Genomic DNA, 13,802 nt, shown 5'->3' with positions numbered 1-13,802 from the left:
TCACGTCGACAGGCCAGCCTTGATCAGCAGGCCTGACGGGTCAACCGCATCAATCTGCCGTGGGTCGAGGAAGCGCTCGGCGTACTGCAAGTAGACGCGCGCCTTGATGAACAGCCCGAACAACTCCGGGTCGATGTGGGCATCCCGGCACATGGTGGCCATGATGCCCAGCGCCTCGCTCAAGGACTTGGCCTTCTTGTAGGGTCGGTCGGCAGCGGTCAGCGCCTCGAAAATATCGGCAATCGCCATCATCCGTGCCGGCAGGCTCATGTCCTCGCGCTTCAAGCATTTGGGGTAACCGGTGCCGTCCATTTTTTCGTGGTGGCCACCGGCGATTTCCGGGACGTTGCGCAGATGCTCGGGAAAGGGCAGGTGATTGAGCATCAGGATCGTCTGCACCATGTGGTGATTGATGACGTAGCGCTCTTCGCTCGTCAGGGTGCCGCGGGTAATGCTCAGGTTATAGAGTTCGCCGCGGTTGTACTTGTGGCGCGGCACCTCGAGCTTGAACCCCCAGGGGTTGTCCGGCGCAATCAGTTCGGCGTCGGCGCGATCGAATAGATGTTCGGGTTTGTCCGCCAGCAGCGACTCGGTGACCGGCAGTGTCGGCGCCGGGGTACGGGCCTGGCGCTGGTTCTCTTCCCAGGACACGCCCAGTCGGTCATCCAGGGTTCGCGCCCAGGTGCGCTGGCCGATGCGGCGCAAGCGTTGCAGGTCGCTCTCGGCCATGGCCTCGCCGCCAAGATTGCAGCGGGCAATGAAGGCGAAATCATCATCCAGCTCGCTCAGCGTGGCATCACGTCGTTGCGACAGGTGTTGCTCGTCGCCCCCCTGGGCGAGCGCCTGCCAGTAGTTGATCCACACATCGCGCTTGAGCACCTCGAAACGGGTGCGAACTTCGTGGATACGGTCGTTCAGGGTTTCCAGTTTCGTGGCTTTGTCCACGACGTATTCCGGCGTGGTCACCTTGCCGCAATCGTGCAGCCAGGCGGCGATGTGCAGCGCCTCCCATTCGTCGTCGGTGGGTTGATAGGCGTCGAAGGCCGGGTCTTTGCTGGCCGCGGCGGCCTGGGCCAGCATCAGGGCCAGGGCCGGCACGCGCTGGCAATGCCCGCCGGTGTAGGGGCTCTTGGCGTCAATCGCCCCGGCGAGCAGCTTGATAAACGCGTCCAGCAGCTGTTTTTGCCGGGCTTGCAGGCGCTGGCTCTCGATGCTGACCGCCGCTGCGCCGGACACGGCCTGCAGGAATGCAATGCGATCCGGACGCAGCTTTTCCAGATCGCTCTGGTTGCCGCTGTCGGCCAGCAGGAAGACCAGCAGGCCCACGGTTTCGTTATGGCGATTGTGCAAGCGGATGCCGATCAGATGAACCCGAGGGCACTCCAGTGCCAACAGCACTTTCTGCAAATCCCCTGCTTGCTCGAACCCGAGATTGCTGACGACATTGTCGGCGCTCGCCAGTTGCTGCAGCCAGGCCGGGCTCTTCGGGTCCTGAAGCCCATGGGCCCGGATGTCGAATGACGACAGGGGCTGCGCGGTATCGTTGATGACCAGGCCCTGGGGTTCCATGCGATCGCCATCACCTTCACGCAGGTAGATCAGACCGGCCTGGGCCTGACCGATTTTCACCGTTTCAAACAGCACCCGTTGCAGCAACGGGGCGAAGCGGGTTTCGGCGCTCAGGCTGTCGGTGATCTGGAAGAAACTCGCCAGGGTGTCCTTCATGCGGGCCATCGACACACTCAGTTGGTCGATTTCGAGCACCAGGGAGCGCCGGGACAGCGGTACGTTGAAATCGAAACTGCGTATCGCATCCGCTTCGCGCACCAGGGCGCGCAAGGGCTTGACCAGAATTCGCGAGGTCAGCCAGCCGAGCGGCACGCACAACAGCAGCGTCGCCAGGGTAATCAGCGCGCCTTGCCAGCGCATGCGGTAGGCATCGGCGAGCAGTTCGTCTTCCGGCACCAGCATCGCCAGTTGCAGTCCCCGGGGACCGCCTTCCTGCATGCTGCTGCGGGCCACAATCCATTGACGACCGCCGGCGTCCAGGCGATTGCCTTCGACCGGGCCATTGAGCAGTGCACCCAGGCTCGGGCTCAGGTCGGCGGCCTTGATCAGCCGGGCGGTCTGGTCGTCGACGATCAACCGGCCGGCGTCGGGGTAGGCAATGGCGTTGCCCTGGGCATCGAACAGCACGATTTCGGTGGCCGGGGTCACCACATGCTTGGCCAGGGTGGCACTGAGTTCGGCCAGGGTCAGGTCCGCCCCCATCACGACTTGATCGCCACTGCGCCGGGCCAGGGTGGTGCCGACGTTGTGGGTGGAGAAGAAAATGTAGGGTTCGGTGGTGATCTGGTCATTGTCGCGGCTGGCGCTGGTAAACCAGGCGCGACTGCGCGGGTCGTACGGGTCGCCGGGGTTGTCCCGGCGGCTGATGAACGCCAGGTTCGGGTCGAAAAACAGCGATTGGGAGTGCGCCTGGCCGCTGCCGTTTCGCTCGATGCTCCACACTTGATAGGCCGCTGTCTCCGGGGCGTTGAGCAGGGTTTTCAGGGAGGCGGTGCGCAATGGGCGAACCATGAAGAAATCACCATCGCCATAGCCCAGGTACAGCGACGCCAGGTCGGGATTGTCGGTGAGCGACTGGCTGAAAGGCTTGAGCAGCGCCAGGCGCTGTTCCAGGTTCGGTGCCTGGACCGCCGGGTTCACGACTTGCAGGCTCAGCAGGTGACGGATCGGTTCATAGGTCGCTTTCAAATCCAGGCGCACATCCTGCTCGATGCGATTGAAGAGCTTTTCGCTGCTGGACAGGATGATCTGGGTGGTTTGCCGATAGTTGAAAATGCCCAGCACCACCCCGGTCAGCAACAGCAGGACGGTAAACATCACACTGATATGAACGTGCAGGGGAAATCGCCGTGGCTCCGGGCGCAGTGGGTTGGGCATGCAGGTCACTCCGTGATGGTTAACACACTGCTCAGCGACCAAGCATAGTTAAGCCTCTGTCTTTCTGCTTTCGTCGTTGTGCCCGATCTGTTGCAGCAGTTCCTGGTCCAGTTCCAGCAGGGCGCGCTCCATGGCTGCGCAATTTTGTGCGACGTTGTCGGCATGGAATGGGCCCAGGCACGTGGCTTCAAGCGCTTCGCAGCTGTCGATCAATCGAGTGGCCTGGACGATGCGGGCGGCCCCCTTGATTTTGTGGGCGATGTCGAGAAATGCCTGCGGGTCCGCGGTGCCCTGCAGCGCGAGCAATCCCTGGTGGTCCAGGCGGTTGCTGTTCAGCAGCTCAGTCAACAGGCGTTGGTTGAGCGCCGGGTTGCCACCGGTCAATTGCTGCAACCCCTCAAGGCTGAAGGCCGGTGTGGGGGAGGCCGGCGCCAGGCCGTCAACCCATTGGCTCAAGGCGGTCAGGGTCAGGGGCTTGAACAGACAGTCATTCATTCCGGCGTTCTTGCAGCGTTGAACTTCTTCGGGTTGTGCATTGGCGGTGAAACCCAGGACAGTGCAAGGCGGTTGTTGCAGCTGTTTTTCGTGACGGCGAATGGCGCGGGCCAGCTCGTAACCATTCATCACCGGCATGTTGCAATCGGCGATCACCAGATCGAACCCGTTGGTCTTCCACTTCTCGAACCCTTCGCGCCCCTCTGTCGCAACGCTGAATCGATGCCCCAGAAATTCCAGTTGCTGACACATCAGCAAGCGATTGGCTGCATGATCATCGACCACCAGAACGTTCAACGGGGCGCTGGCCACGTGGATCCGCGTTTCAGTTTTTTCAACCTCGCATGCGCCTGGCAACGCCGGCAGCAACAGCGACATCCGGACCTGCGTACCGATGCCTGGCTGACTGCTCAGTTGCAGGCTCCCGCCCATCATGTCGCACAGGCTGCGGCTGATCACCAGGCCAAGCCCGGCGCCACCCCGGGCCGCTTGCCCGGCGTTGTCGGCCTGGGCGAAAGGTTCGAACAGGCGCTGTTGATCCTGCGCGCTGATCCCGATGCCGCTGTCCTCGACCTGCAACTGCATCTGCACCTGATCGGGCTCGGCGGTCAGGTGCATGTCGACGGTAATCCTGACGTGACCCTGCTCGGTAAACTTGATGGCATTGCTGACCAGGTTGGACAGCACCTGCTTGAAGCGCAGCGGATCCAGCAGGACATCGACAGGTGGGTTGACCGGGTTGAAGTCCAGCTGGAGCGTGAGTGCTTTCTGCCGGGCCAGCCCGTCGAAGATCCTGACCACGGACGCCACGAGTTCTTGCGGGTTGACCCGTTCCGGGCTCAGACTCAGGTGTCCGGATTCAATGCGCGCGATGTCGAGGATGTCGCCAATCAGTTCCAGCAAGTCCTTCGCCGAGTTGTACGCCACGTCGATGGCGGGACGATCCGGGTGATGGCGTTCAATACGCTTGAGCGTGAGTTCGAGCAAGCCGATCACGGCATTCATCGGGGTGCGGATCTCGTGACTCATGGTGGCCAGGAAGGTGCTCTTGGCCCGGTTGGCCTCGTCGGCCCGCTCTTTCGCGCAGCGCAGGTCATCGAACAGTTGCCGGCGCTCGCTGATATCGATCCAGCCCCCAATGATGCCTTGCACTTCACCGCTCGAATCACGGTAGGGGAGAATCCAGTGATAGATCGTCAATCGGCGCCCGCCGATGTGCAACGGTCGGTCGAGAATCAGTGGTCTGCCTTCGTCCACGACGCGTTGGTAGTCGGCCTGGTATTCCCGGGCTTCGAAGGCGTTGCTCAGGCTGCCCTGGATGACACTTTTGCCGATGACCTCTTCACGCTTGGCGCTGAAGGCTTGCAGATAGCTGTCATTGCAGCTTTGCAGCAGGCCCTGGCGATCGCGTACATAAATCGGGTGAGGTGTGCCGTTTACCAGTGAACGCATGAACTCGTACTGATCGTTCAGTGCGCGCTCGGCGGCCTTGCGTTGATTGATTTGGCGCCGCATGTAAGCGTTCCAGGCCATGGAAATCAGCAATAGCACGCCGGCCCCGATCACGATTTGGTAGAACAGCCGGTGGTAGGTGTGCCAGGTGCTTTGCGAAGACGCGGAATAGCCACGCCAGCGGCTGTTGATGATGCCCAGTTCCTCCGGCGCGATGCTCAATAGCGCCTTGTCGAGAATGGCATGGAGTTCCTTGCCCTCCCGGTTGGTTGCCAGGGAAAACGCGGCCTGCTCGGTGCCGATGGTGGTACTGATCTGCAGGGTGTGTTCGAAGAGTTGCGATGAAATGAAGTAGTTGGCAATCACCAATGAGTTCACCGCGCCGTCTGCCTGGCCGTCGGCCAGCTTCTCCACGGCGCTGAAGGTGTCGGGGGTTTCGATGAGCTTTATCTGTGGATAGTCGCTGCGCAAATAAGCCGTCAGCGGATGCCCCTGGGCGATGGCCAGGCGCTTGCCCTCGAGTTGCGTCAGGTTGGCCGGGCTGTCGGCGGCCTTGCGCGTCAGCAAAACATAGGAATTCTGCAGGTACGGTCGGCTGAAATTCAGCAGGCCATCGCGTTGCGCGCTGGGCAGCAGTGCGGCGATCAGGTCGGCCTGGCCATCCGTGACTCGCTGGATCATTTCGCTATCGCTGCGACTGCGTTGTATGTCGAAGCGTAAGCCGGTGCGTAATCTGATCAGCTCCAGCAAATCCGCGGCTACACCCCGAAAGTTGCCAGCACTGTCGAAAAACGACAGGGGCGCGTAAGCCTCATTGACCACCACGCGAACCACCGGATGCCGTGCCAGCCAGCGTTCTTCGCTGTAACTGAGCTCCAGCTTTTGGTCGGTGAGCAGAATGTCGCTGCCGGCACTCCAGCGTTTGGCGATGTTTTCCCGAACGCTGGCGGGAATGGCCTTGAGCATCGCATTAATGATGCCGAGCAGTTCGGGGTTGTTCTGATGCACTGCGAAACTGAACCCGTAGGCTTCGTGCTTGCCGAAGTTAGCCATGCGGATGTTGTTCAGGTATCCCTTGTTGATCATGTAGTGGGTGGAAATGGTATCGCCGAGAAACACGTCCGCCTGATCGAAGGCCACGGCATTGATCGCGTTTTGATAGGACGGGTAGGCGTTGATGATCGCTTTCGGATACAGGGCCCTGACTTCCTCCATCGGCAAGTAGTGATAGACCATGCTCAGGCGCATGCCGGCGAGGCCATCGGTCAGGGAGCGGGTCTCGCCTTCACGGGTTACCAGGACGGGTTGGTCCACGGCATAGGGCCTGGACAGGACGATTTCGGCATTGCGCGCTTCGAACCCGTTGGCGGTTCCGAGCAGGTCGACCTGGCCATTTTCGAGCGCTTCAATGGCGGCTCCCCGGGATGCAAAGCGCTGAACCCGGATCGGTAAATCGATGAGCTTGCCTAGGATCCCCGCGTAATCGGCGGTGAAGCCTTCGTAGTCGTGGCCGCTTAGGGTGAGGTCGAAGGGCGGATAGTCCGGCGCCGAAGTGCCGAGGATCAATTCCTGTTTGTTCTTGAGCCATTGCGTTTGAGCGGCGTCCAGCTGGATGTTCAGGGGGGCGGTCGCCGAGCGACTCAGCAATTCATAATGTTCACTCTGCGCAGCCGCGAGCAATGGGGTGCTCAGGCAAAGGCCAGCGGCAATCAGTATCAGATAGTTCTTCGCACGACTGGGCATCCTGTGCCTCACACTAACGCATTGCGTTTTGCCATCTCGATGAGTTCAACCAGAGACTTGGCCCTGAGTTTTTGCATGAGGCGTTTTTTATAAGTACTGACCGTCTTGTTACTCAGAAACATACCCTTGGCAATTTCCTTGTTGGTACGACCTTGTGCAAAAAGTTGCAGCACCATCAACTCCCGGTCGTTCACCGCCTTGAACAGTTCCAGTTCGGCACAGCGTGCTTCGTCACCACGAATCGGATTCAAGGCTTCGCTGGGAAAGTAGTTGTAACCTGACAGAACTGCCTTGATGGCGCTGACCAGTTCGCTCAGGTCTTCCTGTTTACAGACATATCCAGAAGCACCGGACTGCATGCAGCGAATACCGAAAAGTGTCGGGCATTGCGCAGTGAGCACCAATGTTTTCAATGGAGTACTCATTGCGTTGAACCGGGCCAGAACCTCCAGGCCATCGAGTTTGGGAATACTGATGTCGAGAATGACCAGGTCCGGCATGCATTCGCGCACCATCTGCATGGCGTCGACCCCGTTGTCAGTCTCCCCCACAACCTTGTAGCCCTCGTGTTCAAGCAGCATTCGAACGGCAAGCCGTATGACAGGGTGATCGTCGACAATAAAAACGGAGTTCATAATAAAATCCCATGCGCGCTGAAATAAAGGGCGCACCTTAGCTCAGATAGTTGAAGTGACGTATGAACTGACGTAGCTGTAGCGGCAAAATAGGAACATTCCTACAGGCAAAAAAGAATAGGCTTACGCGTCAATTGGGTTTTATTACGAGGTGAGGTAAAAGTTATTTGTATTTATTTTCGGAATTGTTTGGGGTGGATCGAACTTTTTTATTGTTTTTTGTCTGATATTTAGCTGTTTATAAAAGGTGTTGAAGTCAATAGCTTGATAAATTCGGTTTGTTGCAGCGGCTTGACCAAGTACCCCAGCAATGGGAGGTCGTGAATGCTTGCCAAGGTTTCAAGCCGATCCAGTTCAATGGTTGTAAGGCTACTTAAAATAATGGCTTGCTTGATCATTCCGAGGTGACTGGCGAACTTGACCAGTTCAATACCGCAAATGTCGGGCAGACATTGATCGCACAAAAGAATATCAAAAGGTTGCTTGGCGCCAAGCATGTGCTCCAGGGCACCTTGGGCAGAGTCGGCCATGGTCAATTGGGTGAATCCGTAACTTTCAAGCAGGTATTGAGTGGCCTTGAGTTGAAACGGATGGTCCTCCACCAGCAAGATGCGCAGCTTGTCTTTGATCATATTATTCACGGTTATTTATTGAACAAAGGACCGGTGATTGTTTCGCCTGGATAGCCGGCAATCGATCAGTTCAGGCGACATCCGTTGTAGGGGGATTCATCGAACGTTGAGTGCATTTGGTTTTTCACGGCTGATTGGCCATTACCTGTGACGTAGCGGTGGATCAAAGGGCGTCCATCAGCGACTGGAGCGCCCTGTCATTTCCAATGCCATGTCGCTGGCGTAGCTGTCCGTCATGCCCGCGATGAAGTCGATCATTCGCATGAACGAGGCGTGCAAAGGACCCTGTGGATCGGGTGCATTGTTGCCCAGAAGATCAAGGACCCGCCGACTCTTGAAGGATGGCGTGCGACCGCCATGTTGCTCAAGCGCCGCGCCACAGAAGGCATTGAGCAGTATTTCCAGGGTGGTGTAGGCGCCGATTTCGTGCAGGGTCTTGCGCTTGTCCTGGAAGATTTTCTTGCGTGCCATGTCTTTTGCATTCAGGACGCAACGTTTGGCCGGGCCGTGCATGTGTTCGACCAGATCGCCGGGCAGTGCACCGGCGAGCAGCGCGTCTTGCTGTTCGACAAAGGCACGGGCGGCGGCGTTGGTCAGGTGCTCGATGGCCTTGCCACGCAGGATGGCCAGTTTGCGCCGGCGAGAATCCCCGGGGCCAAGCTGCCGGTAGGTTTCCGGTAGATCATCGCCCACCAGGTCCAGTAGCAGGGACTCGACCTCGGCGTACTCCAGCAACGCCATTTCCAGGCCGTCTTCAAGGTCGATCAACGCATAGCAGATGTCATCGGCGGCCTCCATCAGGTACACCAGTGGATGCCGCGCCCAGCGCTGCTCTTCGAGTTGCGGCAGGCCGAGTTTCTGGGCGATCTGTTCCAGCAACGGCAGTTCGCTCTGGTAGCAGCCGAATTTGTGTTTTTTGTACCCCAGTGAGTCGGCATGCCTGGCCGTCCAGGGATACTTCAGGTAAGTGCCGAGGGTGGCGTATGTCAGCCGGGTGCCGCCGTCGAACTGGTGGTACTCCAGCTGAGTCAGTACTCGAAAACCCTGGGCGTTGCCTTCGAAATTGAGGAAGTCATTGCGCTCGGCCTCGCTCATTGCATCCAGCCAGCCACGCCCGGCGGCCTGCTGGAACCAGTGACGAATCGCATCCTCGCCGGAGTGACCAAAGGGCGGGTTGCCGATGTCATGGGCCAGGCAGGCCGATTGCACCACCATTCCCAGGTCGCTGGGTTCGCACCAGTCGGGGAGGGCGCCACGGATGGTTTCGCCGACGCGCATGCCCAGCGAACGGCCCACGCAACTGACCTCCAGCGAGTGCGTCAGGCGCGTGTGGATGTGGTCGTTGCTGGAGACCGGATGCACCTGGGTCTTGCGCCCGAGGCGACGAAAAGCCCCCGAGAAGATGATGCGATCATGGTCTTTGTGAAAAGGGCTGCGGCCGAGCTCTTGCGGGCTGTGCAGAGGCTTTCCGAGGCGTTCGCGGGTGAGCAGGGTCTGCCAATCCAAGGCGGGTCTCTCCATCGGGTGACTTGAGTCCCTAGCTTCCCGGTTCGTATCGGGACGTGCAAGGGGGGATCAGGGGGTGTTCTCAATTTGTTACCGCGTCGGGGAAATTGAGGATTTGCACAATCAACATGTACACCTGAAACCCTAGAGCCCAACCGCATCGATATCAATGAGCAGCAACCGTTCCCCATTGTCGAAAAATTGCCCGGCGGTGAGGCAGTACTGATTGCTGGTGGCATCGCGGTAGGTGTTGGAGAGGGCCAGCCGCCGTTGATCCCAGCCTTCGGCCAGCAGGTGATAGAAGTACGGGCGCCAGGACCAGTTATGGCCCAGGTAGCGATTGTCGGCGACCCAGCCGTTGTTGCGCCATTCCAGGTTCGGCGTCAGCTGTGTGCCGTGGCGGTCGCATTGATAGAAACGCAGCAGCCAGGGGAAGGCGTCCAGTTGAGGCAGGGCACTGAGCGGGGCGCGCGCCTGCGCCCAGGCTTGCAGGATCGCCATCAGTTCACTGAGTTGCTGGCGCATGATCATCAGCCGACCGCGCTCGGCCAGTTTTTGTTGAACGTAGCCCTGGCGCAGTTGTGCAAAACGCTCGACGAAGGCGTCGCTGGAAAAGAAACCCTCTTGTGCCCCGGCAAACAGAAATCCCTGCACGTAACGTGAACCGCACTCCAGCGCAAAATTGAGCTGTGCGTCGGTTTCCACGCCTTCGGCGATGATCCAGCACCCGGTTTTTTCGGCCATTTGTGCCAGGGCCTTGACCACGTCGCTGCTCGGTCCGCCCAATGCGGCCGCCTGGAACAAACGCATGTCGAGCTTGAGAATGTCCGGTTGCAGGGCCAGCACGCGATCGAGCTGGGAGTAACCGGCACCGAAGTCGTCGATCGCAATCCGAGCGCCGGCCAGGCGGTAACGCGCCACCACTTGGGCCAGGCGCTGGATATCACCCCCCAGTTCGGTGATCTCGAAGACGATTCGCCGTGGGTCGACACCGTATTTACCCAGCTGCTTGAGGCTCGGCAAGGGCTGGTCCGGGCGCAAGCGGCTGATCCAGCGAGGGGAAATGTTCAGGCTGAGAAACCAGTCGGAGGGTGCCTCATGCAGGCGGCTCAACGCGTTATTGCGCAGTTGGCGATCCAGGCGGCGCAGCGCTACCGCGTTGGTGCGCGGGTCGGCGAACAACGGCCCGACCGATGCCAGCTGACCATCTGCCTGACGCAGTCGCCCCAGTGCCTCGACACCGGCGATACGGCCGGTGGCGGTATCGATGAACGGCTGAAAGCAGGCAAGCGGTTGCCCGTCGATCACAAGGCCTCCTTAGTCGATCTTGTTTTTGGATGAAGCCTGATGACCGGGTAGGCGCACAGGGTTGAACCCCTCGATAAAGAGGTTCATCCCGTGGATAGTGCAAGAATTTAGCCAGAAAGTGACAGCTTAGGGTTTTCGCGAACCGCCTTGCATGACCAGTTTGATCAGCGGCCCCAGCGTGGTGCCAAGGCGGATCAGCCGAGTCAGGCTGCTGGTGCCGCCGCCCTTGGCACCTTTGCCGGTCAGAAACCCCAGCAGGGTAACCGCCGCCACGCCCCACAAGGGAGCGTGCTTGATGCCGAGGCCGTCATGCAGGTTTTGCGTCATCCCGCGAACACGGTGCAAGGGCTGCAGCAGTTGCGCGGATTCGTGGCGGATTTCCTGGCGGTGCATTTCCATGCGCAAGCGGATCAACGTCTTGCGCATTTCCGCGCGCGAGCTGTTGCGAGGCAGTTCAGGCAGGTTCATGGCAACAGGCGCTCCCGGTCGTTGGCCAGTTCTTCCAGGGTGCCGTGGAAGGGCGAAGACTCATCGAAGATCGCCGCTCTCAGGCGAATGCCGCAGAAGACTGCCGCCAGGGTATAGAACACGCAAAGGCCGATGATGGCGGCGAGGCGGTAAGTGTCCCAAAACAGGATCAGCACCAGCGTCGACAACCCCACCAGCAACAGCAGTGCAAACACCAATGCCAGGCCGGCAAATAGCAGCAGGCTGACGGTGCGGGCTTTCTGTTCCTGCAATTCGATGCCGAACAGTTCGACATGGCTGTGCAGCAATCCAAGCACGGCGGCACCCAGGCGTCGCGATGAGGAACTGGCGCCCGTCGTGGACGAGCCGAGATCTTCAATCGCCATGATTAGCGCCGGGTCGCCAGCAGACCGATCAGGAACCCCACCCCGGCGGCAATGCCGACCGATTGCCATGGGTTGGCCTGAACGTAGTCCTCGGTGGCGGTGACGGCCGCCTTGCCACGTTCGCGAAGGGAGTCTTCCGTCAGCTTCAAGGTTTCCCGGGCACGCAGCAGGCTGTCATGGATCTGCTCGCGCAACTCGTCTGCCTGATCACCTGCCAGGGTGGCCGTGTGTTCCAGCAACCGCTCGGTGTCGCTGACCAGTGTCTGAAAATCGTTCATCAGGATTTCTTGAGCAGTCTTTGCCTTGATGCTGGCCATTGGTGATCTCCATAAGTGGCGTCTGAAACGTTCGAGTATGAGCCTTGTGCGAAGGTTCAGTACAAATGACTGGTACATCTTTTGCTATGTCGTGGTGCGCCCGACAACGCGACTGCGCTGTTGCCGGGCACGATTGACCTGAAACCTTGAATCCAACAATCAGAAACCGGGCCAATGAGCCGGTCGTGATTGGTCTTGACGAACCCTGTGCGCCAAAGCGGTTCATCGGGAGTGACGCACGTGAGTCGGCGCGTCACAACTTGGTGCATGGATTGCCCGCGCGAACTGCTTTGGTGCTTTTTCAGCCTTAAGGTCTGCCTAATCCATGGAAAACCTGCAAAGCGCTGTGGACAGCCTGGTCCATAGCTCCAATACGCTGTTCATTCTGATCGGTGCGGTCATGGTACTGGCCATGCACGCCGGTTTCGCCTTTCTCGAAGTCGGTACGGTTCGACAAAAAAACCAGGTCAACGCGCTGTCGAAGATCCTGAGCGACTTCGCCGTTTCGACCTTGGCTTACTTCTTTATAGGCTATTGGATTTCCTACGGCGTGACCTTTATGCAACCGGCGGCCGTGATCAATGCCGATCACGGCTACGGACTGGTGAAGTTTTTCTTTTTGCTGACCTTTGCTGCGGCCATTCCGGCGATTATTTCCGGCGGCATCGCCGAACGTGCGCGGTTCGTGCCGCAGCTGTGCGCGACAGCACTGATCGTGGCGTTCATCTATCCCTTTTTCGAAGGCATGATCTGGAACGGCAATTTCGGTCTGCAGGCCTGGTTGCTGGAGCGTTTCGGCGCCAGCTTCCATGACTTCGCAGGCTCCGTGGTGGTCCACGCCATGGGCGGTTGGCTGGCGCTGGCGGCGGTGTTGCTGCTGGGGCCGCGCAACGGTCGATATCGCGAAGGGCGCCTGGTGGCCTTCGCGCCGTCGAGCATTCCGTTTCTGGCATTGGGGTCGTGGATCCTGATCGTTGGCTGGTTCGGTTTCAACGTGATGAGCGCGCAAACCTTGCAAGGGGTCAGCGGACTGGTGGCGGTGAACTCGCTGATGGCCATGGTGGGTGGCACGGTGTCGGCCTTGATTGTCGGACGCAATGACCCGGGCTTTCTGCACAACGGTCCACTGGCCGGGCTAGTTGCGATCTGTGCCGGCTCCGACTTGATGCACCCTGTGGGCGCACTGGTGACCGGCGCCATTGCCGGGGCTTTGTTCGTCTGGTGCTTTACCGCCGCCCAGGGCAAATGGCACATCGACGACGTATTGGGTGTCTGGCCGCTGCACGGCCTGTGCGGTGTGTGGGGCGGGATCGCCTGCGGCATCTTCGGCCAGAGCGCACTGGGTGGGCTGGGCGGGGTGAGCCTGATCAGCCAGCTGATCGGCACGGGGCTGGGCGTGGGTGTGGCATTGGCCGGTGGCTTCGCGGTGTATGGCGCGATCAAGGCGTTCCATGGCCTGCGTTTGAGCCAGGAAGAAGAGTATTACGGCGCGGATCTGTCGGTGCACAAGATCGGCGCTGTCAGCCAGGACTGAGTTCCAGCGGGTCAGGCCCGGTCGTTGCCGGGCCATGGCGCGCGGGCGCTCGACGGTTTTTCGGGGCGGGCCTAGAATAAGCACTCAATTTTTCTGGTTGAGCGCACATGCCTCCTGAATGTCAGCTGTTCGGCACCCTGGGGTGTCACCTCTGTGAAGTGGCCGAAGCCATGTTGATGGAGTTTGTCGAGCGCGGCCTGCTGGTGGAACTGGTGGACATCGCTGACGACGAGACCTGGTTCGCAGCCTACAGCCTGCGCATTCCGGTATTGCGTCGGGTCGACACCGGGGCTGAGCTGGGCTGGCCGTTCGGATCCGACGATGTCGTGTCCTTCCTGCGTTAATCGATTTTTGTGACGGCGCCATCCCGTCGGTCGAAC

Annotated in this window: 11 protein-coding genes; 2 read left to right on the top strand and 9 right to left on the bottom strand. The window is 59.7% G+C overall.

The window, feature by feature from the left end; translation table 11 throughout:
* The 9 genes from F8N66_RS24075 to F8N66_RS24035 form a co-directional block, all read right to left on the bottom strand.
* The gene (locus tag F8N66_RS24075; RefSeq protein ID WP_150772550.1) at positions 1 to 2,946 is read right to left on the bottom strand and encodes an HD domain-containing phosphohydrolase; all 2,946 of its coding nucleotides are present in this window, start codon (positions 2,944 to 2,946) and stop codon (positions 1 to 3) included.
* 48 nt (positions 2,947 to 2,994) lie between these two features.
* On the bottom strand, positions 2,995 to 6,636 hold the full coding sequence (locus F8N66_RS24070; RefSeq protein ID WP_150772549.1) for a transporter substrate-binding domain-containing protein: 3,642 nt from the start codon (positions 6,634 to 6,636) through the stop codon (positions 2,995 to 2,997).
* Between the two features lie 8 nt (positions 6,637 to 6,644).
* Positions 6,645 to 7,271: a response regulator transcription factor gene (locus F8N66_RS24065; RefSeq protein ID WP_150772548.1), complete on the bottom strand. Its 627-nt coding sequence runs from the start codon at positions 7,269 to 7,271 to the stop codon at positions 6,645 to 6,647.
* Positions 7,272 to 7,501: 230 nt separating this feature from the next.
* A complete protein-coding gene (locus F8N66_RS24060) occupies positions 7,502 to 7,903 on the bottom strand; it encodes a response regulator (RefSeq protein ID WP_150772547.1) in 402 nt (133 codons plus the stop codon).
* A 177-nt stretch (positions 7,904 to 8,080) separates the two neighbouring features.
* The gene (locus F8N66_RS24055) at positions 8,081 to 9,409 is read right to left on the bottom strand and encodes a deoxyguanosinetriphosphate triphosphohydrolase (RefSeq protein ID WP_150772546.1); all 1,329 of its coding nucleotides are present in this window, start codon (positions 9,407 to 9,409) and stop codon (positions 8,081 to 8,083) included.
* 144 nt (positions 9,410 to 9,553) lie between these two features.
* Positions 9,554 to 10,717 carry an EAL domain-containing protein gene (locus F8N66_RS24050; RefSeq protein WP_150772545.1) on the bottom strand — a complete coding sequence of 388 codons (1,164 nt, stop codon included), beginning with the start codon at positions 10,715 to 10,717 and terminating at the stop codon, positions 9,554 to 9,556.
* 126 nt (positions 10,718 to 10,843) lie between these two features.
* Positions 10,844 to 11,185, bottom strand: coding sequence for a hypothetical protein (locus F8N66_RS24045; RefSeq protein ID WP_150772544.1), 342 nt, complete (start codon positions 11,183 to 11,185; stop codon positions 10,844 to 10,846).
* The gene (locus tag F8N66_RS24040) at positions 11,182 to 11,571 is read right to left on the bottom strand and encodes a phage holin family protein (protein ID WP_150772543.1); all 390 of its coding nucleotides are present in this window, start codon (positions 11,569 to 11,571) and stop codon (positions 11,182 to 11,184) included. Before F8N66_RS24040 ends, F8N66_RS24045 begins: the two co-directional genes overlap by 4 nt.
* A 2-nt stretch (positions 11,572 to 11,573) precedes the next feature.
* Positions 11,574 to 11,888, bottom strand: a complete 315-nt coding sequence (locus F8N66_RS24035; protein ID WP_008030332.1) for a DUF883 family protein — start codon at positions 11,886 to 11,888, stop codon at positions 11,574 to 11,576.
* A 325-nt stretch (positions 11,889 to 12,213) separates the two neighbouring features.
* Between F8N66_RS24035 and F8N66_RS24030 the strand changes: the two genes are divergently transcribed.
* Together F8N66_RS24030 and F8N66_RS24025 are read left to right on the top strand one after the other, a co-directional pair.
* Entirely contained in the window at positions 12,214 to 13,422 is a 1,209-nt protein-coding gene (locus F8N66_RS24030) for an ammonium transporter (RefSeq protein WP_150772542.1), read from the top strand.
* A gap of 107 nt (positions 13,423 to 13,529) precedes the next feature.
* Positions 13,530 to 13,766, top strand: coding sequence for a glutaredoxin family protein (locus F8N66_RS24025; protein ID WP_150772541.1), 237 nt, complete (start codon positions 13,530 to 13,532; stop codon positions 13,764 to 13,766).
* Positions 13,767 to 13,802: the final 36 nt, after the last annotated feature.

The sequence above is a fragment of the Pseudomonas fluorescens genome (genome assembly GCF_902498195.1).
Lineage (GTDB): Bacteria > Pseudomonadota > Gammaproteobacteria > Pseudomonadales > Pseudomonadaceae > Aquipseudomonas > Aquipseudomonas fluorescens_BU.
This window is presented reverse-complemented; position numbering and strand designations above follow the sequence as displayed.